The organism is Oceanisphaera ostreae (assembly GCF_042676125.1).
Lineage (GTDB): Bacteria > Pseudomonadota > Gammaproteobacteria > Enterobacterales > Aeromonadaceae > Oceanimonas > Oceanimonas ostreae.
The window spans coordinates 241,163-262,253 of record NZ_JBHTJS010000035.1 but is presented as its reverse complement, the minus strand read 5'-3'; the positions used below and the strand labels follow the sequence as shown (position 1 = coordinate 262,253).

18 protein-coding genes are annotated in these 21,091 nt (G+C 51.1%); 15 read left to right on the top strand and 3 right to left on the bottom strand.

Features of this window, described 5'->3' with window-relative positions:
* Window positions 1–31: 31 nt before the first annotated feature.
* The 3 genes from ACFQ1C_RS09670 to lolE are packed head-to-tail and all read left to right on the top strand — an operon-like array spanning window position 32 to window position 3,238.
* A complete protein-coding gene (locus tag ACFQ1C_RS09670) occupies window positions 32–1,243 on the top strand; it encodes a lipoprotein-releasing ABC transporter permease subunit (RefSeq protein WP_379558392.1) in 1,212 nt (403 codons plus the stop codon).
* Window positions 1,236–1,997, top strand: a complete 762-nt coding sequence (gene lolD, locus ACFQ1C_RS09665; RefSeq protein WP_379558391.1) for a lipoprotein-releasing ABC transporter ATP-binding protein LolD — start codon at window positions 1,236–1,238, stop codon at window positions 1,995–1,997. The genes ACFQ1C_RS09670 and lolD overlap by 8 nt, the downstream gene beginning before the upstream one ends.
* Window positions 1,997–3,238 (top strand): lipoprotein-releasing ABC transporter permease subunit LolE, encoded by a 1,242-nt coding sequence (gene lolE, locus ACFQ1C_RS09660; RefSeq protein ID WP_379558390.1) that lies wholly within the window; start codon window positions 1,997–1,999, stop codon window positions 3,236–3,238. Before lolD ends, lolE begins: the two co-directional genes overlap by 1 nt.
* Window positions 3,239–3,353: 115 nt before the next feature.
* Here lolE and ACFQ1C_RS09655 read toward each other — a convergent pair whose 3' ends face one another.
* Window positions 3,354–3,818, bottom strand: a complete 465-nt coding sequence (locus ACFQ1C_RS09655) for a DUF2062 domain-containing protein (RefSeq protein ID WP_379558389.1) — start codon at window positions 3,816–3,818, stop codon at window positions 3,354–3,356.
* A 26-nt stretch (window positions 3,819–3,844) separates the two neighbouring features.
* A complete protein-coding gene (locus ACFQ1C_RS09650; protein ID WP_379558388.1) occupies window positions 3,845–4,357 on the bottom strand; it encodes a DUF2062 domain-containing protein in 513 nt (170 codons plus the stop codon).
* Window positions 4,358–4,384: 27 nt separating this feature from the next.
* Between ACFQ1C_RS09650 and ACFQ1C_RS09645 the strand changes: the two genes are divergently transcribed.
* The 6 genes from ACFQ1C_RS09645 to fbp all read left to right on the top strand — a co-directional run bounded on the left by ACFQ1C_RS09645 (window position 4,385) and on the right by fbp (window position 11,393).
* On the top strand, window positions 4,385–6,607 hold the full coding sequence (locus ACFQ1C_RS09645) for a DNA internalization-related competence protein ComEC/Rec2 (protein ID WP_379558387.1): 2,223 nt from the start codon (window positions 4,385–4,387) through the stop codon (window positions 6,605–6,607).
* A gap of 27 nt (window positions 6,608–6,634) precedes the next feature.
* Window positions 6,635–8,386 carry a lipid A ABC transporter ATP-binding protein/permease MsbA gene (gene msbA, locus ACFQ1C_RS09640; RefSeq protein WP_379558386.1) on the top strand — a complete coding sequence of 584 codons (1,752 nt, stop codon included), beginning with the start codon at window positions 6,635–6,637 and terminating at the stop codon, window positions 8,384–8,386.
* A complete protein-coding gene (gene lpxK, locus ACFQ1C_RS09635) occupies window positions 8,386–9,366 on the top strand; it encodes a tetraacyldisaccharide 4'-kinase (RefSeq protein ID WP_379558412.1) in 981 nt (326 codons plus the stop codon). The genes msbA and lpxK overlap by 1 nt, the downstream gene beginning before the upstream one ends.
* A complete protein-coding gene (locus tag ACFQ1C_RS09630; RefSeq protein WP_188629502.1) occupies window positions 9,356–9,544 on the top strand; it encodes a Trm112 family protein in 189 nt (62 codons plus the stop codon). The genes lpxK and ACFQ1C_RS09630 overlap by 11 nt, the downstream gene beginning before the upstream one ends.
* Window positions 9,541–10,299 (top strand): 3-deoxy-manno-octulosonate cytidylyltransferase, encoded by a 759-nt coding sequence (gene kdsB / locus ACFQ1C_RS09625; protein WP_379558385.1) that lies wholly within the window; start codon window positions 9,541–9,543, stop codon window positions 10,297–10,299. Before ACFQ1C_RS09630 ends, kdsB begins: the two co-directional genes overlap by 4 nt.
* Window positions 10,300–10,382: 83 nt before the next feature.
* The gene (gene fbp, locus ACFQ1C_RS09620; protein ID WP_379558384.1) at window positions 10,383–11,393 is read left to right on the top strand and encodes a class 1 fructose-bisphosphatase; all 1,011 of its coding nucleotides are present in this window, start codon (window positions 10,383–10,385) and stop codon (window positions 11,391–11,393) included.
* Window positions 11,394–11,979: 586 nt separating this feature from the next.
* Here fbp and ACFQ1C_RS09615 read toward each other — a convergent pair.
* On the bottom strand, window positions 11,980–13,266 hold the full coding sequence (locus ACFQ1C_RS09615; protein WP_379558383.1) for a citrate synthase: 1,287 nt from the start codon (window positions 13,264–13,266) through the stop codon (window positions 11,980–11,982).
* Between the two features lie 399 nt (window positions 13,267–13,665).
* On the opposite strand from ACFQ1C_RS09615, the gene sdhC reads away from it, so the two are divergent.
* From sdhC to odhB, 6 genes are all read left to right on the top strand, one after another.
* Entirely contained in the window at window positions 13,666–14,064 is a 399-nt protein-coding gene (gene sdhC, locus ACFQ1C_RS09610) for a succinate dehydrogenase cytochrome b556 subunit (protein WP_379558382.1), read from the top strand.
* Window positions 14,058–14,402 carry a succinate dehydrogenase, hydrophobic membrane anchor protein gene (sdhD, locus tag ACFQ1C_RS09605; RefSeq protein WP_379558381.1) on the top strand — a complete coding sequence of 115 codons (345 nt, stop codon included), beginning with the start codon at window positions 14,058–14,060 and terminating at the stop codon, window positions 14,400–14,402. The genes sdhC and sdhD overlap by 7 nt, the downstream gene beginning before the upstream one ends.
* A 1-nt stretch (window position 14,403) precedes the next feature.
* Complete coding sequence (gene sdhA, locus ACFQ1C_RS09600) at window positions 14,404–16,170, top strand: succinate dehydrogenase flavoprotein subunit (RefSeq protein ID WP_379558380.1); 1,767 nt, start codon at window positions 14,404–14,406, stop codon at window positions 16,168–16,170.
* 15 nt (window positions 16,171–16,185) lie between these two features.
* The gene (locus tag ACFQ1C_RS09595; protein ID WP_379558379.1) at window positions 16,186–16,908 is read left to right on the top strand and encodes a succinate dehydrogenase iron-sulfur subunit; all 723 of its coding nucleotides are present in this window, start codon (window positions 16,186–16,188) and stop codon (window positions 16,906–16,908) included.
* Window positions 16,909–17,001: 93 nt separating this feature from the next.
* Window positions 17,002–19,815 (top strand): 2-oxoglutarate dehydrogenase E1 component, encoded by a 2,814-nt coding sequence (sucA, locus tag ACFQ1C_RS09590; protein ID WP_379558378.1) that lies wholly within the window; start codon window positions 17,002–17,004, stop codon window positions 19,813–19,815.
* An 18-nt stretch (window positions 19,816–19,833) separates the two neighbouring features.
* Window positions 19,834–21,048, top strand: coding sequence for a 2-oxoglutarate dehydrogenase complex dihydrolipoyllysine-residue succinyltransferase (gene odhB, locus ACFQ1C_RS09585; RefSeq protein ID WP_379558377.1), 1,215 nt, complete (start codon window positions 19,834–19,836; stop codon window positions 21,046–21,048).
* Window positions 21,049–21,091 lie beyond the last annotated feature (43 nt).

Below are 21,091 nucleotides of genomic sequence, written 5' to 3'. Positions count from 1 at the left end.
TAAAACTCTTTAAAAAACGGATGATTAGACCATGTTTCAACCCCTGACGTTAATGTTGGGCTTACGCTATGCGGGCGCACGGGGCCAGCGCAGTTTTGCTTCTTTTGTCTCTGGCTTTTCTACCATTGGTATTTTACTGGGGGTGGCGGCATTAATTGTCGTGTCGGCAGTAATGAATGGCTTCGAACAACAGTTAAAAGATCGCATGTTGGGCGTGCTGCCCCACGCCATGGTAACAGAGCCGCAAGGCCGATTGGCCGATCCTGAGCAATATCAGGCGCTGTTTGCCAAACAAAAAAGCGTGGTGGCCAGCACGCCGTTTATTCGGGCCGAGGCCATGGTGCAGGGGCCCGGCCATATTACCGGCGTCGAGCTATATGGCATTGACCCGAGTAACAGTCAGGATCATATTCTGCAAGGTCTGGATAAACGCACCCGAGGGTATTTTGAAGACTTGCCCTACGGCCTGCTCATGGGGTGGGGAGTGGCACGCTCGTTAGGCGTAGAGCCTGGCGACCAGGTACGAGTGACGGTAACCGAAGGCAGCCGTTTTACGCCCTTAGGCCGAGTACCCAGCCAGCGTTTATTTACCCTAGTGGGCACCTTTAGTACCGGCACCGATGTCGACCGCCAGCTAATAATGACCCGCTTGGACGATGCCGCACGCTTGTTGCGTTATGCGCCCGGTCAAGCGTCGGGCTTGCGCTTATGGCTGGATGATCCGTTTGCGTTGTCGGCCTTGCCCGATTTGCCCGAGCCATTGGTTTATGAAACCTGGCAACACACTCGCGGTGAGTTGTTTCAGGCGGTGGCCATGGAAAAACGATTAATGAGCTTTATGCTGGCGCTCATCGTATTGGTGGCGGCGTTTAATATTTTGTCGGCCATGGTGATGGTGGTAACTGATAAAGAAGCCGAAATTGCCATGTTAAAAACCTTAGGCTTAAGCCGTGGGCGCATTATGACGGTGTTTATGATCCAGGGCGGCTTTAGTGGCGTCTTGGGTAGTGTACTGGGTTTTGGGTTAGGGGTATTACTGAGCCTAAACTTAGATGCGGTGCTTAATGTGCTGGGCATTAACATGTATGCCGCCGCCGGCGGCAGCCAGTTACCGGTATTACTGTTGCCGACGCAATTGGTCGTCGTATTATTTTCCACTTTATTATTGTGCGTGTTAGCCAGCCTATATCCGGCATGGCGAGCATCGCGCGTTCATCCTGCCGAGGCTTTGCGCTATGAATAACCCGCTATTAGTGGTTGAAAATTTAACTAAAACTCACCTAGACGGGGCGGCGCCAGTCACCATTTTGGATGGTGTAAGCTTGCAATTGGCCGCCGGCGAAAGCTTGGCCGTGGTGGGCAGCTCGGGCTCGGGCAAGAGTACCTTGCTGCATTTGCTGGGCAGCTTAGATGCCCCCACCAGCGGGCGGGTATTAATTGAAGGTGAAGACTTACACCAAATGCGCGATCGTGCTCAGGCGCGCTTTCGTAATCAGCACATGGGCTTTGTTTATCAATTTCATCACTTGTTGGGCGAGTTTACGGCCCTAGAAAATGCCGCCATGCCGTTGCTAATTGCTGGGCGTCCGGTGGGCGAAGCCCAAGCAGAAGCGGAAGCCTTGCTAAAGCGTGTGGGTTTGGGTCACCGCCTTGATCATCGCCCTTCGGCATTATCGGGCGGGGAACGCCAGCGAGTGGCGATTGCCCGCGCCTTGGTGAACAAGCCCCGATTGGTGCTAGCCGATGAGCCCACGGGTAACTTAGATGCTCACAGTGCCGCCGAGGTTTTTGCCTTGCTGGCCGAGCTACAAAGTGAGCTGGGCACCGGCTTAGTAGTGGTGACCCACGACTTAAGCTTGGCTGCACGACTCGACCGACAGTGCCAATTGGTGGATGGTCGGCTAGTGGATGGCGAGCTAATTGACGGGCGCTGGGTCAATGGAAAAGTGAGTAAGGCTCCCGTTATGGCCAGTTTTCTAGTGCGGGAGCAAGGTTAATGTTTCGTCCGTTAAGTGTGTTTTGGGGCTGGCGCTTTAGCCGAGCCAAACGACGCAACCGTTTTATTTCGTTTATTTCGGTGGCCTCCATTGCCGGCATCGCTATTGGCGTCAGTGCGCTGATTTTAGGCTTATCGGCGATGAATGGTTTTGAGCGCGAGCTAGAAAACCGCATCTTGTCGGTATTGCCCCACGGCCAACTGACCACGGTCAAAGAGCCGGTGGCGAACTGGCAACCTATGGCGGCGCAGTTGCAGGGCTCGCCCGGCATAGTGGCGGTGTCGCCGGTGGTGCCGTTAGAGGGGTTGCTGAGTCGCGGTGCTAAATTAAAGGCAGTGCAACTGCAAGGCATAGTGCCTAGTGACGAAGCGAAAGTGTCAACACTGGCGCCTTATTTAGATGGTGCCAGTTTAGATTTATTGCGCCCCGGCGAGCGCGGACTGATTTTGGGTAAGGCCATTACCGATCAACTGGGGTTAACGGTGGGTGACAGCGTGTCGTTATTGTTGCCCGCGCCCGGCAGTGAAGGGTTTGGCTCCCCTAAGCGCCACCGATTTACGCTGGTGGGCATACTCAGTCTCGGCGGTCAGCTAGACAGCGTGCTGGGTTATACCCATTTGCAAGATGCCCAAGAGCTGATGGAAATAGGCGATGCCGTGCTGGGCTTTCATTTGCGAGTGGATGAAGTGCTGGCGGCGGACCGATTAACCATGCACGCGGCAATGGGCATGCCAGTGGCGTTTTATGTGAGTAGCTGGATGGAAAGCCAAGGTAATATTTATCATGATATTCAGCTGGTGCGTACCCTGATGATCGTGGTGCTATTGCTGGTGATGGCGGTGGCCAGTTTTAATATTGTGTCCACACTGGTGATGGCGGTAAACGAGAAGAAGAGTGACATTGCCATTCTTAAAACCATGGGCGCCGGCCCTTGGCAAATTCGCGGCGCCTTTGTGGTGCAGGGCATGCTTAACGGCATTACCGGTGTGTTAATTGGCGGCCTGCTGGGCTTGCTGTTAGCCACTAAGCTATCGGCATTAGTGGCCGCCATTGAAGATGTAACAGGCCATCGCTTTTTAAACCCAGATATTTATTTTATCGACTTTATTCCCACCGAGTTTCATTGGGCTGATTTGTGGCTGGTGACGGGTTCAGCCTTAACGCTGATCTTTTTAGCCACTATTTATCCCGCCTGGCGTGCCGGTCAACTATTGCCACGGCAATTGCTAGGGGAGGCTTAAGGGATAGCTGTACGCCTTACGATGAACGCTGTACGTAAAAACTACACCCGTGTTTTCTTTAACGTATAGCGTACAGCGTTAAACGTACGGCTTTCTTTTGGCTCGGCGCTATGGTTTACCGCTGCCGTGCTTTCCAGGCTCTTTGTATTTTGCAGCGCCAATAGAGGTGGGTGAGTAGCCAACCGAGTAAAGAGGAGGCGAGGCCGAGTAACAGGGCTCCGGTGAGTAGCGGCCAGATGATGCTGGCAAAATCATGTTCTAAGGAATAGCTGAATTCTAGAGCAGGCTGGCCCAGTAATCGCACACCTAACTGATAGGCCACATAAAACATCGGCGCTATGGTCAGTGGATTATTGACCCACACCATGGCGATGGCCAAAGGTAAGTAGCCGCGCAATAAAAGGGCCAGGCCAATGGCTATGAGGGAGTGCAGAGGTAGGGGAAGCCAAGCGGCAAATAAACCACAAGCGATGGCAATGGCTACCGAGCGGCGGTTATAACTCCAGTAGTCGGGGTCTAGCCAACGTTCGCCAAACAACCGCAGCAGCTTATGCTCACGCAGTGTCGCCTGACTGGGCATTTTAGAACGTATCCATCGGCGTACCATTACGAATTGCGCCGTCGTTTCTTCCAACGCTGCGACACTGTCCAGCGCCACAGCCCGTGGATCACCATAAAGCCGGTGGCCGAACACACGACGGCCATGACTAAACATCCGAGCAAAAACGGCGGTGCCGCCGAGCTCATGGCGCTGCTTATGCCTGACAAGCTCAGTTCAAAGTGCTTGTAGTGATGGGGGCGGTCTAAGAGAAAAGAGCCCAGCCTATAAGCAAAATAAAACATCGGTGGCATAGTTAACGGGTTAGTGAGCCACACTAATACTACCGATAGCGGCAAGTTTACCCGAAACGTCATGGCCAATAGTGCAGCCATCACCATTTGAAAGGGGATTGGCATCCAGGCACAAAAAAGGCCCACGGCAAAGGCACCGGCGGCGGAATGTCGGTTCAGGTACCATAAATTATTGTCGTGTAACCTGCTGCCTAACACCCCTAAATACTTATTGTTTTTAATGGTGCCAGGATCGGGCATCAGGCGTTTTAACATCTTTTTTGGCATTTGCTTTAAATCCGCAATACTTACCGAATGGACAAGCGGCTTTTTTCTTTTTGCTTCGGCATCGCAAGTATTATTATCTGGCCCTGGCTACCCAGCGGGGGCTGGTGGATACCATTGGCTTGTTTAGTGGGTATAAGCTGGCAGAAAAGGCCGGCTACGGCGTGCTTATTACTCGGTATTATTTGGTCGCTGTGTTACAGCCACTGGCAGCTGAATTGGCTACAAGACCCGACTTTATTTCAGCGTAGCCAATTAATTGCTGGCACCGTTGATAGCGTTCAAGCCCAAGGACTAAATAAAAACAGGTTGATTGTCAGCCTGAAGAGCCTAAATGGTCAAGCTCTTTCCCCCAGGCCTCGGGTTTTGCTGTCTTGGTATAGCGAGCAAACACCACCGCAAAAGGGTGAATATTTTCAATCTATTAGCCAACTGCGCTTGCCCCACGGTTTACATAATCCTGGTACTTTCGACAGCGCTCGCTGGTTATTAGGCCAAGGTATTACCGCTCGCGGCAGTGTAACTGGCACGCTAACCCACCAAGTTCATGCAGACTCACTGCGTACTCAGCTTGTTAAACATGTGAAAGCGCAAACCGCCGAGTTGCCTGCTCAGCCTTGGTTATTAGCGCTAAGCATTGGTGATCGTAGCGGCCTTAAAACCGAAGATTGGGGGATGCTGCGCGGGCTGGGCATTAGCCATTTGTTTGCCATTTCGGGGTTGCACATTGGCTTAGTGGCGGGGCTTGGTTTATTGGTGGGTAGGCTCACGGGCAATCGGTGGGTGTCGGTGATGTTAGCGATTACGCTGGCGCTCACTTATGCGTGGTTGGCGGGATTTTCGGTGCCGACTCAGCGGGCGTTATTAATGCTGTTGTTATGGTTGGCCGTATATTGCTGGGGGCGATTTTGGAGTGGGCGGCGAATTTTACTGCTGACCATAAGCCTATTATTAGCGGTGCGGCCATGGCTGGCCCTTGATCACGGCTTTTGGCTGTCGGTGTTAGCCGTGGCGGCTTTGTTGGTGACCACCAACTGGTTGGGTGGCCGGCAAATTTGGCGGCTACAACTGGGGCTAACATTATTGCTCTTACCGTTAGTGATGCTGTTATTTGGCGGTATTAGCTGGCTGTCGTTACCGGTTAATTTGGTCTTAATTCCGTTATTTTCGTTGTTATTGATCCCATTATTACTGTTGGCAGCACTGTTGATGTTGCCAGCCCCGACTTTGGCCAGTGGCATACTCCGTTTATTAAACGCCTTATTTGAGCCGTTAATGGGGGCGCTACACTGGCTTAATGACAGCGTAGCACCGTGGGTGTGGTTATCTTCTTATGCCCAAGGTATTAGCTTATTCGTATTATTGCTTCCCTTGGTATTGTTACCTAAAGCGCGCTGGATGTGGCTATTGCCCCTGTCTTTATTGCTATTTCAATTGCTGCCACAACCGCGTTGGCAGGTGCGGGTTTTGGATGTGGGGCAGGGGTTGTCGGTGCTGGTCACTCAGGGAAGGCAGGCGTTGTTATACGACACGGGTAACCGCTTTATTTCGGGTTTTAATATGGCTGATGGAGTGATTTTACCGGTGTTTAGGCGCCTTGGGATCACGAAGCTTGATTATTTGGTGGTAAGCCACGATGACCAAGATCATAGCGGTAATCGCGATTACCTGGCTAACACGGTGCCCATTCGTCGGCAATGGGGCGCTTGGCCCGAAGGCCAACGGTGTCGGGCGGGGCAACATGCACGCTGGGGCGAACTCACCTTAACGGTGCTGTGGCCGGTCATTATTACCGGTCACAGCAATAATGACTCTTGTGTGCTGCACATTAGCGACGGCCGACTCTCGGTATTACTCACCGGTGATATTGAAGCCAAGGCCGAGCAAGGCCTGTTAGTAAATCAAGAATTGTCTTCTCAAACGCTAGCGAGTCAAGCCTCGCCATTGGCCGCCGAGTTATTACTTAGCCCCCACCATGGCAGCAAAAGCTCGTCTACTGCGGCCTTTAACCAAGCCGTTAACCCCAATTGGGTGGTGCACACCGCCGGGTTTAATAATCGCTGGAACTTCCCTTCATCCGAGGTGGTGGCGCGCTTTAACAAGCAAGGTGTAAAGCAAATAACCACCGGGGAGCAGGGCATGGTGCATCTGGTGGCAGACGGCTCGCAATGGCGTTTAATGCAGGAAAAACGGCCCGGCGCTTGGTATAACAAGCTCAATACTTGGTTGAACGGCACTAAGCCGTTAGAATAGCGTCTCGTTTTTCAAGGTAGAGACCTTATGTCCCAAGATGCACACACTTCATCCTGGCCGATACTTAAGCGGTTATTGGGTTATGTGAAGGATCGTAAGCTCGGTTTGCTGGCCGCCGTTATTGGCATGGTGGGCTATGCGGCAGTGAACACTATTTTTATTTCGGTTTTAAAACCGCTGATTGATGATGGTTTTACTGGGCAAGACCCTGCAATGTTACAAGGCATGCCGGTGTATATACTGGGGATGTTCTTTTTAATGGGACTCTTTTCCTTTCTCTCCAGCTTTTGCATGGCGTGGGTGGGTAATCATGTGGTGCTGTCACTGCAACAAGAGGTGTTCGGCAAGCTAATGAATATGCCAGTGGCCTTTTTTGATCGCCATAACAGCGGCACGCTGTTGTCGAAAGTGACCTACGACGCCTCGCAGGTGTCTTCGGCGGCCAGCTCTACCTTAGTGACCTTGGTGCGTGAAGGGGCTACCGTAATTGGGTTGCTGGTGTTGATGTTTTACTACTCTTGGCAGTTGTCGCTGGTATTTTTTGTGGTGGGCCCGGTGGTAGGGGTGATGATTGCGGTGATTAGCCGTCGCTTTCGTCGTTTAAGCCGCGGCATGCAAGACGCCATGGGCGACATCACTAGCAGCACCGAACAAATGCTAAAAGGCCATAAAGAAGTACTGATGTTTAATGGCCAAAAGGTGGAGTCGGGGCGTTTTCATAAGGTCAGCAATACAGTACGCCAACAGAACATGAAAATGGTGGCGACCAATGCTATTGGCACCTCATTAGTACAATTAATTGCCTCTAGCGCACTAGCTGCCTTGTTTGTGGTGATCAACTTCGATGGCATGTTAGATAAAATTACGCCTGGTACTTTTATTGCCGTGTTAGGCGCTATGTTTATGCTTATGCGCCCGCTAAAGAGCCTGACTCAACTTAACGCCTCTTATCAGCGCGGTATTTCTGCGTGCCAAAGCCTATTTTCCTTGCTCGACAGTGATGGCGAACGTGATACCGGCACTCGCCCTTTAAAACGAGCCACGGGTACTCTTGAGTTCGACCAAGTGGGCTTTACTTACCCCACCAAAGAAACCGCAGCCTTAAAAGAGGTGAGCTTTTCGCTAACGCCGGGTAAAACTATTGCCTTAGTCGGGCGCTCGGGTTCAGGTAAAAGTACCATTGCCAGTTTGTTAACGCGCTTTTACGACATTGACGAAGGCGAAATTCGCCTCGATGGTGTCGATTTACGCGAATATAAACTCAGCGACTTAAGGCGACAATTTGCCTTGGTATCGCAGCAGGTACATCTGTTTAACGACACCATTGCGAATAACATTGCCTATGCGGCCGAAGGTGAATACAGTCGTGAACAGATAATAGCGGCGGCTAAGGTGGCCTATGCTGATGAGTTTATTAGCAAACTAGAGCAAGGCTACGACACCATTATTGGCGAAAATGGCGCTAGTTTGTCTGGCGGCCAACGCCAGCGCGTGGCCATTGCCCGAGCCTTGCTGCGTGATGCGCCTTTGCTGATATTAGACGAGGCCACGTCGGCGCTGGATACCGAGTCGGAGCGCCACATTCAGGCTGCACTAGATGCCCTGCGCAAAGACAGAACCGCACTGGTGATTGCTCATCGCTTATCGACTATTGAAAATGCCGACGAAATCTTGGTGATTGATGAGGGGCGCGTGGTAGAGCGAGGCTCACATCTTGAGCTACTGGCGCAAGAGGGTGTTTATGCCCAGCTAAGAAGTATTCAATATGGCGAAAAATGATGCCAGCCTGGTATAACCGCGCAGTTTGGGTTTGGCTGTTGGCACCATTCACGGCCTTGTTTGCCTTAATCAGCGGCCTGCGTCGTGCTTTATTTCGCTTTGGGCTTAAAGCGCAGTACAAGGCCCCTGTGCCGGTGATTGTAGTGGGTAACCTCACCGTGGGCGGCAATGGCAAAACACCGGTGGTGGTTTGGCTGGTAGACTGGTTGCGCGCGCAAGGTTATACCCCTGGGGTGATCAGTCGCGGTTATGGTGGTAAGAGCGCACATTATCCGCTGTTGCTCACGCCTGAAACTCAGGCCGAACAAGCCGGTGATGAACCGGTACTTATTTATCGTCGCACCGGCTGTCCGGTGGTGGTGGGCCCAAAGCGGGCAGATGCGGCGGCACTGCTGGCCAGTGTGGGCGCAGACATTATTATTAGTGATGACGGTTTGCAGCATTATGCGCTAGCGCGAGATATCGAGCTGGTGGTTGTGGATGGCAAGCGCCGTTTTGGTAACGGCTATTTACTGCCGATGGGCCCGTTACGCGAAGGCCAATGGCGATTGAATAAGGTGGACGCCATTATTAATAATGGTGGTCCGCTGGTGGATGGTGAGTTTTTAATGACCTTAGCACCGGGAAATTTAATGCCCGTGCCGTCGACGACCATGGCGGATACACCTCAAGCAGTGCCTAAAGCTAAGAGCCGAGTGCATGCGCTGGCAGGCATTGGCCATCCGCCACGATTTTTTACCACCCTAGAGCAGCAGGGCTTTATACTAGAGCAACGTTTGGCTCTTGCCGACCATAAGGCGGTGGTGACCGAACAGCTTGAACATTTACAATCACTCCCTTTGCTGATCACCGAAAAAGATGCCGTTAAATGGCCCGGTGGTCACCCTAATACGTGGTATTTGCCGGTAGACGCGCAATTACCAGCAGCATTTGAAAATGTGCTGTTAACTCGACTTAAGGAGCTACACGATGGCGATTGACGCTAAACTGGTGGAAATTATTGCCTGTCCGGTATGCAAAGGAAAACTGCAGCTAGACCGTGCTCATAACGAATTAGTGTGCCGTTTCGACCGACTTGCTTACCCCATTACCGAAAATATTCCGGTATTGTTAGAAAATCGCGCGCGCAAGCTGAGCCTAGACGAGTTGCCCGCATGAGCTTTGTAGTGGTTATTCCTGCCCGTTTTAGCTCCACGCGGCTGCCGGGTAAGCCGTTGGCCGATATTCACGGTAAGCCGATGATTTTGTGGGTGGCTGAGCAGGCACAAAAAAGTGGTGCACAGCGGGTGGTGGTGGCCACCGACGATACCCGTATCAGCGATGCACTGGCGAACACCAGGGTCGAAGTGGTGATGACCAGCGCACATCATGAGTCGGGCACCGAGCGATTGGCGGAAGTGGTCGAGCGCTTGGCACTAGCCGCCGACGAAATAGTGGTAAACGTACAAGGTGATGAACCCTTGTTACCACCGGCGCTTGTGGATCAGGTCGCCGCCTTGCTGGCCAATAGCGATGCCCCCATGGCCACGCTGGCCACGCCATTAGAGCATGTCGAGCAGCTACACGACCCTAATGTGGTTAAGGTCGTGAGCAATGCTCAGGGTCGAGCGCTTTATTTTAGCCGCTCAGGTATCCCCTTTGACCGCGACGGCATGGCCGCGACGGCCCCAGACCTAAGTCATTGTCGGCGTCATATTGGTATTTATGCCTACCGAGCGGGTTTTATTCGCCATTATTTGGCTTTACCGGTTAGTCCGCTTGAGCAGTTAGAAAAATTAGAACAGTTACGGGTGTTGTGGCATGGCGAGTCGATAGCCTTAGCCGATGCCTGTGAAGTACCGCCGCCGGGGGTTGATACCCCTGCCGATTTAGAAGCGGTACGCCAGCAATTGGCTCCAGCAAAAACTTTGTAACCAGCTTTATATTAAAAATGAACGGGGTGTATTTGCCCCGCAGTTATGGCGGTTAACGTCTCAAAAAACGTTCGAGGAAGATTATGATTACCCTGGGTGAATACATCATTAAGAACCAAGCTGAATACCCCAGCGCCAGTGGCGAGTTGTCCTCGCTGCTGTCTTCTATCCGTCGTGCCGCCAAGGTGGTTAACCGGGAAATTAATCGTGCCGGTCTGGTGACTGACATTATTGGTGGTAGTGCAGGCAGCGACAATATACAGGGTGAAGCACAGCAGAAACTGGATGTGTTTGCCAATGACGTCTTTAAAGCGGCGCTAGAAGCCCGTGGCGAAGTATGTGGCATTGCCTCTGAGGAAGAAGACTACTTTGTGGGCTTCGATGATGAGCGCCAGTGTAACGCTAAATACATAGTGTTAATGGACCCGCTTGATGGCTCTTCTAATATTGACGTTAACGTATCGGTAGGCACTATCTTCTCGATTTACCGCCGCGTTAGTGAGCCGGGTCAGCCGGTTACTATTGATGATTTCTTGCAGCCAGGTGTGAATCAAATCGCCGCAGGTTACGTAGTGTATGGCTCTTCTACCATGTTGGTTTATACCACCGGTAATGGCGTACATGGCTTTACTTATGACCCCACCTTGGGCTCATTCTGCTTGTCTCACGAGAATATTCGCATTCCTGAGCAGGGTCATATTTATTCGATCAACGAAGGTAACTACATCCGCTTCCCTGAAGGCGTGAAACAGTACCTTAAGTTCTGCCAAGAAAAAGATGATGCCACCCGACGCCCGTATACCTCACGTTATATCGGCTCTTTAGTCTCTGACTTTCATCGCAATATGCTTAAGGGCGGTATTTATATTTATCCGTCGGGCACCAACTCGCCAAATGGCAAGTTGCGCTTATTGTATGAGTGTAATCCGCTGGCATTCATGGCCGAGCAGGCCGGTGGTAAGGCCACCGATGGCTTCCGTCGTATCATGGAAATTAAGCCTACCGAGTTACACCAGCGTACTCCGTATTTTATCGGCTCTTGCAACATGGTCGACAAAGCCGGTGAAATGATGATTGAGCATTCGGCTGAGTAAACCAGCGCCGAGCGCCCAGCGCTAAAAATAAAACACCGAGCCTGTGATGGGCTCGGTGTTTTTGTTTGTTTATCCGTCATACCGGGCCACGACTCGGTATCTCGCACTAGCATTAAAAACCTATTAAAGGTGAGTGCTAAAAAAGTGAATATGGCCACCTAAATACCAACCCACCGCGAGCGTAGGATCGCCTTATTTAGGCAAGGAATATTCGACCTCTTTAGGCCGTGCTATGGTTTTTGGTCGATTGAAATCGACCCTACGATCAGGGTGGCTCCTTGTTTTTTGTAGGGGCGAATTTATTCGCACAATAATGGTGGCACGGCCTAAAAGAGACCAACCTACAAAACTAACGTACGCAACAGAGTATCTACAGAAGACATGAAAATTGGATCAGTTAGCTTTCCTGGTTGGTATAAGGGCACTTTTCGCTTTTATCTCATCTTAATTTTTCTGTGGGTTCCGTGGATTCCGTGGCAAAAAAGGTTTTAGGTTTTGATCTAGCTGGGCGCAGGGCACTACATTTCAAAAAAAAGGCCGACATTTGCATGTCGGCCTTTTTGCGCGCTGGCGATTAAGCTGGCGGTTATTTCTCTACCTGAGTGTGAAAATCACGCTCGGGAGCACCGGTGTACAATTGGCGCGGACGACCGATTTTTTGCTTAGAATCAGACATCATCTCGTTCCAATGTGACATCCAACCCACGGTACGAGACAGCGCGAAGATCACGGTGAACATACTGCTAGGGATGCCTACGGCTTTCAGCACAATGCCGGAGTAGAAATCGACGTTCGGATACAGCTGACGATCAACGAAGTAGGGGTCAGACAACGCAATGCGCTCCAGCTCCATAGCCACGTCCAACAGCGGATCTTCAATCTTGAGATCGTCCAACACTTCGTGACAAGTCTCACGCATAACCGTGGCTCGAGGGTCAAAGTTTTTGTATACCCGATGACCAAAGCCCATTAGGCGGAACGGGTCATCTTTGTCTTTAGCACGTGCAATAAACTCAGGAATGCGGTCCACTGAGCCAATTTCTTCTAGCATGGTCAAGCAGGCTTCGTTAGCACCGCCGTGAGCGGGCCCCCACAGCGATGCAATGCCAGCAGCAATACAAGCGAACGGGTTAGCACCACTCGAGCCTGCTAAGCGCACTGTAGAGGTTGAAGCGTTCTGCTCGTGATCCGCATGCAAGGTAAAGATGCGGTCCATGGCGCGCTCAACAATCGGGTTAACCTTGTAGTCTTCGCACGGTACCGCAAACATCATTTGCAAGAAATTCCCGGCATAGCTCACGTCGTTACGTGGGTAAACGAACGGCTGGCCGATAGAATACTTATACGCCATGGCCGCTATGGTAGGCAGCTTGGCAATCATGCGATGTGCGGCAATTTCACGGTGCGACTGATCGGTAATATCCATCGGATCGTGATAGAAGGCCGATAACCCGGCAATAACACCGCACACAATAGCCATAGGGTGTGCATCACGGCGGTAGCCTTTGAAGAAGGACGACAGCTGCTCGTGCACCATAGTGTGGCGCATGATGTTGTGCTGAAACTTCTCAAACTGCTTGGCGGTGGGGGCTTCTCCGTACAGCAGCAGGTAGCATACTTCCAGATAGTTGGCGCTTTTTGCCAACTGTTCGATAGGGTAACCACGGTACAGCAGAATACCATTATCGCCATCGATATAGGTAATATTGGACTGGCAGGATGCCGTTGCCATAAAACCAGGATCGTAGGTAAAGTACCCATGTGAGCCTAATGTGCTGATATCGATTACATCATAACCAGCTGTGCCTGAGGCGATTGGAAGCTCAATAGGTTCCTGGCCGGGCAAATGCAGGGTGGCCTTTTTGTCAGCCATAGCACGTCTCCTTCGATTTTTTATAATAGGTCCGCAGGTAAGCATTTTTACATAGTTTAAATCAATGTTTAACTACTAATGCATCCTATGGTGCGGGCATATTGAAAACAGAACTGGGGGGTAATGTCAATTTACCTAGCAGCCAAAAGCAACTGCAGGCCTCGTTGTGCGATCGGCTTTACAGATTTGGTAATTGGCTCAAGCACTTCGTTGTAATTGTATTTTTCCCTTCATATACTGGCTGCGAAGGTATATAAAGCAGTTGTGGGAGTATTTAAAAAACTATGAGGTAGAAGTGTGACGGGCTTCAAGCAATCTAACTTCAACCAAGTATTGTTTTATATTCTCATATTGTATATCTGGGCTATGTCTATATAAAACAATAACTAACGTGCTCAAATGAGCCAAGTGGGCAAGACCGTGACTAAAAAACAGAGACCTGTAAACCTCGATCTACGGACTATCCGCCAACCTGTCGCTGCAATTTCTTCTATCCTGCACCGGGTTTCCGGCGTTATCACACTATTCGCACTCGCTATCCTACTCTGGCTGTTAAGCTATTCGCTTTCTTCACGAGAGGGATTCTTGGCAGTTGTGGATATACTCGACGGCTTTTTCGTCTGGTTTATTATGTGGGGGATTTTAACTGCGCTAGCCTACCACATAGTCGGTGGCATCCGTCATCTAATCATGGACCTAGGCTACTGTGAAGAGCTGGAGTCAGGGGCGCTAAGTGCCAAGGTGGCACTGGGGATAACTGGCGTGTTGTCACTGCTAGCGGGGATAATGGTATGGTAACTAATTCTGCAAGCATTGGGCGCAGTGGCTCGCACGACTTTATGTTGTTGCGCGTAACGGCGGTCATTATGACCTTCTATACCCTCTATCTGGTAGGGTTTATCGCCTTTAACGACATTACTTATGACGTATGGGCGGGTTTTTTCGCTAAAACTTCTACCAAGGTGTTTACGCTACTGGCGCTGCTGAGCGTGTTAATTCACGCCTGGATTGGCGCCTGGCAGGTACTATCCGATTATGTGAAGTGCGCCATGCTACGTGGTGCTGCGCAGTTTGGGGTGGTGGTGTTACTGCTGGTTTATGTATTAACCGGTATCGTCGTACTGTGGGGTGTATAAGGTGACTATTACCATTCGCGAATTTGACGCCGTAGTAATCGGCGCCGGTGGTGCCGGCATGCGTGCTGCACTACAAATAGCTGAGTCGGGCAAAAGCTGTGCGCTATTGTCTAAAGTATTTCCAACTCGTTCTCATACCGTGTCAGCCCAAGGTGGCATCACGGTCGCTTTGGGTAATACCCATGAAGATAACTGGGAATGGCACATGTACGACACCGTTAAGGGCTCCGATTATATCGGTGACCAAGACGCGATTGAATTTATGTGTCAAAGCGGCCCCGAAGCCGTGCTCGAACTTGAGAAAATGGGCTTACCTTTTTCTCGACTCGACAACGGTAAAATCTATCAGCGCCCCTTTGGTGGTCAGTCACTGAATTTTGGTGGCGAACAGGCGGCACGCACCGCTGCTGCATCAGACCGTACCGGTCATGCGCTGCTGCACACCTTGTATCAGCAAAACGTGAAGCACAAAACCACCGTGTTCTCGGAGTGGTATGCACTAGATTTGGTTAAAAATGAAGACGGCGACGTGGTCGGTTGCACCGCTATCGACATTGAAACCGGCGAGTTGGTGTACTTTAAAGCCAAAGCCACTATTTTAGCCACTGGCGGCGCCGGTCGAATTTTCCAGTCTACTACCAACGCACATATTAACACCGGTGACGGTGTTGGCATGGCGCTGCGTGCTGGCGTGCCAGTACAAGACATGGAAATGTGGCAGTTTCACCCCACCGGTATTGCCGGCGCGGGTACCTTGGTAACCGAAGGTTGCCGTGGTGAAGGTGGTTATCTGCTAAACAAAGATGGCGAACGTTTCATGGAGCGCTATGCGCCCAATGCCAAAGACTTGGCCAGCCGTGATGTAGTAGCACGCTCGATGATGATTGAAATTCGTGAAGGCCGCGGCTGCGATGGTCCTTGGGGTCCGCACCTGAAGCTGAAACTGGATCACTTAGGCAAAGACGTACTTGAGTCACGCCTACCGGGTATTTGTGAACTGTCGCGCACCTTTGCTCACGTCGATCCTGTGGTTGAGCCGATTCCGGTTATTCCTACGTGTCATTATATGATGGGCGGCGTGCCGACTAATGTGAATGGTCAAGCACTGGGTAAAGATGCCGACGGCAACGACACCCCAGTGAAAGGCTTGTTTGCCGTCGGCGAAATTGCCTGCGTATCGGTACACGGAGCTAACCGCTTAGGCGGTAACTCACTACTCGACTTAGTGGTGTTTGGTCGTGCCGTGGGTCGCCACTTGGTGGAAGCGTTGCAAGAACTCAGTGACGTTAAAGACGCCACCGAAGCCGACATTGATGCGGCGATGGCCCGTTATAACCGTTGGGAAAATAACCGTGACGGTGAAGATCCGGTACAAATTAAGAAAGACTTGCAACAGTGCATGCAGCATAACTTCTCGGTATTCCGTGAAGGCGATGCCATGGCAGAAGGCTTGGCTGAGCTGAAAAAAATCCGCGCGCGCCTGCAAAATGCCCGTTTAGATGACACTAGCAAAGATTTTAACACCCAGCGTATTGAGTGCTTAGAACTGGATAACCTGATGGAAACGGCCTACGCAACCGCGGTTGCGGCAAATTTCCGTACCGAAAGTCGGGGCGCTCACTCTCGATTCGATTACCCGGATCGTGATGATGCAAACTGGTTATGCCATTCCTTGTACAGCCCTAACACCGAGTCTATGAGCACGCGGCCTGTGAATCTGTCACCGAATCATCGTGAAGCATTCGAGCCAAAAGCGCGGACTTACTAAGGGGAGGGGATAAAGATGCAAGTTACTATTTCAGTTTATCGTTATAACCCAGAAACCGATTCCAAGCCGTATATGAAAGACTATCAGCTTGAGGTGGCCGCAGGCTCCGATATGATGGTGCTGGATGCGTTGTTGGCATTAAAAGAGCAAGAGCCGAGCTTGTCGTTTCGTCGCTCATGCCGCGAAGGAGTCTGTGGCTCCGATGGCATGAACATGAACGGCAAAAACGGTTTGGCATGTATCACGCCATTATCTGACTTGCTTAAGCAGGGTAAGGGCAATAAGGTCGTTATTCGTCCTTTACCTGGCTTGCCGGTAGTGCGGGACTTGGTCATTGATATGACCCAGTTCTACACGCAGTGGGAAAAAATAAAGCCGTTCTTAATTGCCGATGAAAAATTGCCACCGGCACGTGAGCACCTTCAGTCACCGGAAGAGCGAGCTAAGCTAGACGGACTTTACGAGTGCATCTTGTGCGCTTGTTGCTCAACGGCTTGCCCGTCTTTCTGGTGGAACCCAGAGAAGTTTATCGGCCCCGCCGGTTTGCTGGCAGCCTATCGTTGGTTATCGGATAGTCGTGATACTGGTGACGATGAACGTTTATCCAATCTGGATGATGCGTTTAGCGTGTTCCGCTGTCATGGCATTATGAACTGTGTGGATGTGTGCCCTAAAGGGCTGAACCCCACCAAAGCAATTGGTAGTATTAAGTCCATGCTATTGAAGCGGTCAGTTTAGTCGAACCGCAGAATAATTCGCCGTCCACTAGGGCGGCGTTTACACGATGACCCAACGACAGTAGCCCTGTCGAGACGTTATAAAGGGATAAAAATGCACAATGGCGTTATGCAAGCCTGGCTGGAATCCTCTTACCTGGCCGGTGCCAATGCGACCTATGTAGAAGACCTTTACGAGGATTATCTTGCTGATCCGGAGTCGGTTCCTGAGCAATGGCAAACCGTGTTTAGTGAACTGCCGGCGCAAAAGGATGGCGCACCCGATCAGCCTCATTCACAAGTAAGAGATTACTTCCGCCGGCTTGCCAAAGATACCTCGCGTTATGCGACGCCGGTGAGTGATCCCCATACGGATGCCAAACAGGTTAAAGTTCTGCAGCTGATTAACGCCTATCGTTTTCGTGGCCATCAGAATGCAAATCTCGACCCGCTTAACCTGTGGAACCGCAATGCTGTTGCCGAGCTGGACCCCGCGTTCCATAATCTGACTGGCTCAGATTTAGACGCCACTTTTAACGTGGGTTCTTACGCCATTGGCCAAGAAACCATGAAGTTGAGCGACTTGGTTTCGGCTCTGAAAAAGACCTACTGCGGCTCTGTGGGTGCAGAATATATGCACATTACCAGCACCCGCGAAAAGCGCTGGATCCAAAGCCAACTTGAGACAGTGGTAGGCGAGCCTAAATTTAGCCAAGCAGATAAGCTGCGCTTTTTAGAGAGCTTAAACGCGGCCGAAGGCCTAGAGAAATACCTAGGAGCTAAATTTCCCGGTGCTAAGCGCTTCTCGCTAGAAGGCGGCGATGCACTGGTGCCCATGACCAAAGAGTTGATCCGACGCTTTGGTGAAAACGGTGGTCAGGAAGTCGTGATCGGCATGGCCCACCGTGGCCGTTTGAATATGCTGGTTAACGTGCTGGGCAAACGTCCACAAGACTTGTTTGATGCCTTTGCCGGTAAATACGAGACCCAGAGCTCTGGTGACGTAAAATACCATATGGGCTTTAGCTCCGACTTTGAAACGCCGGGCGGCAGCGTACATTTAGCGTTGGCATTTAACCCATCCCACCTTGAAATAGTAAACCCGGTGGTGATTGGCTCGGTGCGCGCGCGCATGGACCGCTTGTCTAACCCAGACGGTCGTCAGGTGTTGCCAATTACCATTCACGGTGACTCGGCGTTTGCCGGTCAGGGTGTGGTAGCCGAAACCTTTAATATGTCGCTGACCCGTGGTTACGGGGTGGGCGGTACAGTGCGTATCGTTATCAATAACCAAGTGGGTTTTACTACCTCTAACCCTAAAGATATGCGCTCTACCGAATATTGTACTGACATTGCCAAAATGGTGCAGGCGCCCATTTTCCACGTTAATGCCGACGATCCGGAAGCAGTAGTGCAAGTCACTCAGTTGGCGTTGGATTATCGTAACGAATTTGGTCGCGATGTGGTGATTGACTTGGTTTGTTATCGCCGCCATGGTCATAACGAAGCCGATGAGCCGAGCGCGACTCAGCCGCTGATGTACAAGAAAATTAAGCAACACCCTACACCACGTAAGATTTATGCCGATAAGCTGATTGCCAATGGCACTATATCAGCCGAAGACACCACCGTGATGATCAACGAATATCGCGATGCGCTGGATGGCGGCGAGTGTGTGGTAAAAGAATGGCGTTCAATGGAGAAGGTCACCGTTGATTGGGCTCCGTACCTGAATCACGAGTGGGATATGGCCTACGACGACAGTTACGATCTTGATAAGCTAAAAGATCTAGCCGAGCGCGTCACTGATTATCCTGACAGCCATACTTTGCAACGCCAAGTGGGCCGAATCTACGACGACCGTAAGTTGATGGCCAAAGGCGAGAAACTGGCGGACTGGGGTTTTGCCGAAGTGTTGGCGTATGCCACCTTGTGCGATAACGGCTATGAAGTACGCCTCACTGGTCAAGATTCGGGTCGTGGTACCTTCTTCCACCGCCATGCGGTACTGCACAATCAAAACGATGCCAGTACCTATACGCCACTGCGTCATCTTTCGGAAAAGCAAGCCGAATTTCAGGTGTATGACTCGGTATTAAGTGAAATGTCGGTTATGGCCTTTGAATATGGCTATGCCACCGCCGAGCCCGACGGTCTGACTATTTGGGAAGCTCAGTTTGGTGACTTTGCCAACGGCGCCCAGGTAGTAATTGACCAGTTTGTGAGTTCTGGTGAGCAAAAGTGGGGCCGTATGTGCGGTTTAACGCTGCTGCTACCTCACGGCTACGAAGGTCAGGGACCCGAGCACTCGAGTGCCCGTTTAGAGCGTTATTTGCAACTGTGCGCCGAGCACAATATGCAAGTGGTGGCACCCACTACACCGGCTCAGGTATTCCACATGCTGCGCCGTCAGGTGTTGCGCCCCATGCGTCGACCATTAGTGGTGATGTCGCCTAAGTCATTATTGCGCCATCCACTGGCGGTATCTGACCTAGAAACCATGGCAAGCGGCACTTTCTTGAACGCGATTGGCGAAATAGATGATCTAGATCCCAAAGGCGTGAAACGTGTAGTGCTGTGCTCGGGCAAGGTGTATTACGATTTGCTAGACGCACGACGCAAGAATGAACAAACGGATGTGGCCATTATCCGAATTGAGCAGCTATATCCCTTCCCACAAGAAGAGGTTGCTGCAATATTCGAAGATTATCAGCATGTAACCGACTTTGCTTGGTGTCAGGAAGAGCCGCAAAACCAGGGAGCCTGGTATTGCAGCCAGCACCATTTCCGCGCAGCTATCCCTGCTGGGGCGAGTTTGCGTTATACCGGTCGTGAGGCTTCGGCTTCACCGGCGGTAGGTTATACCTCGGTACACTTACAACAACAGAAAGCGCTGGTCGAAGACGCACTGACGCTGACACAAGCTTAACGCATTAAGGACATATTGATGACCATCGAGATCAAGGTTCCAGACTTACCAGAGTCCGTTGCCGATGCCACTATCGCCACTTGGCACAAACAACCTGGAGACAGGGTTGAGCGTGACGAAGTGATCGTCGACATTGAAACCGATAAAGTTGTACTTGAAGTGCCAGCTCCTGAAGCGGGTATTTTGGAAGCGATTATTGAAGATGCTGGTGCCACCGTATTGGGCCAGCAGCTGATTGGTCGACTTAAAGTTGGTGCAGTAGCCGGTGAAGCGACTAAAGAAAAAACCGCTTCTAATGATGCCAAAGCAGACGATAAAGCCGACAGCAAAGCTGATAGTAAAGGCGATGATGACAGCCTAAGCCCAGCGGTACGCCGCTTGGTGGCTGAGCACAACGTTGATGTTGCTAAAGTATCTGGTTCTGGCAAAGGCGGACGCATTACTAAAGAAGATGTAGAAGCCTTTATCAAAGATGGCGGCAAAAAAGCAGCACCAGCTGCTGCCAAGGCCGTTGTTGAGGTGCCTCTGGGTGAGCGTACCGAAAAGCGTGTACCCATGAGCCGTTTGCGCAAGCGCGTAGCCGAACGTCTGCTGGAAGCGAAAAACACTACCGCCATGTTAACCACGTTTAATGAAGTGAACATGGGCCCGATTATGGCGCTGCGTAAGCAGTACCAAGAGGTGTTTGAAAAGCGCCACGGTGTGCGTTTAGGCTTTATGTCTTTCTATGTAAAGGCAGTGGTGGAATCACTCAAGCGATTCCCTGAAGTAAACGCCTCGTTAGACGGTGAAGATATCGTGTATCACAACTATTTTGATGTGAGCATAGCGGTATCTACGCCTCGTGGTTTGGTAACACCTGTGCTGCGCGACTGTGATCGCCTAAGCCTGGCTGACATCGAAAAAACCATCAAAGAGCTGGCTATCAAAGGCCGTGACGGTAAATTAACCGTAGACGACATGACCGGTGGTAACTTTACAATTACCAACGGCGGTGTGTTTGGCTCCTTGATGTCTACGCCGATTATTAACCCGCCACAAAGTGCCATTTTAGGCATGCACAAGATTGAAGACAGACCGATGGCGGTTAATGGTGAAGTGGTTATTCAGCCGATGATGTATTTGGCGCTGTCATACGACCACCGCATGATTGATGGTCGAGAGTCAGTTAGCTTCTTAGTGTCGATTAAAGAGCTACTCGAAGATCCAACGCGATTACTGTTAGATGTGTAACTCATAATAATAATAAGGTCGGGCTAAGGTCCGGCCTTCTTTT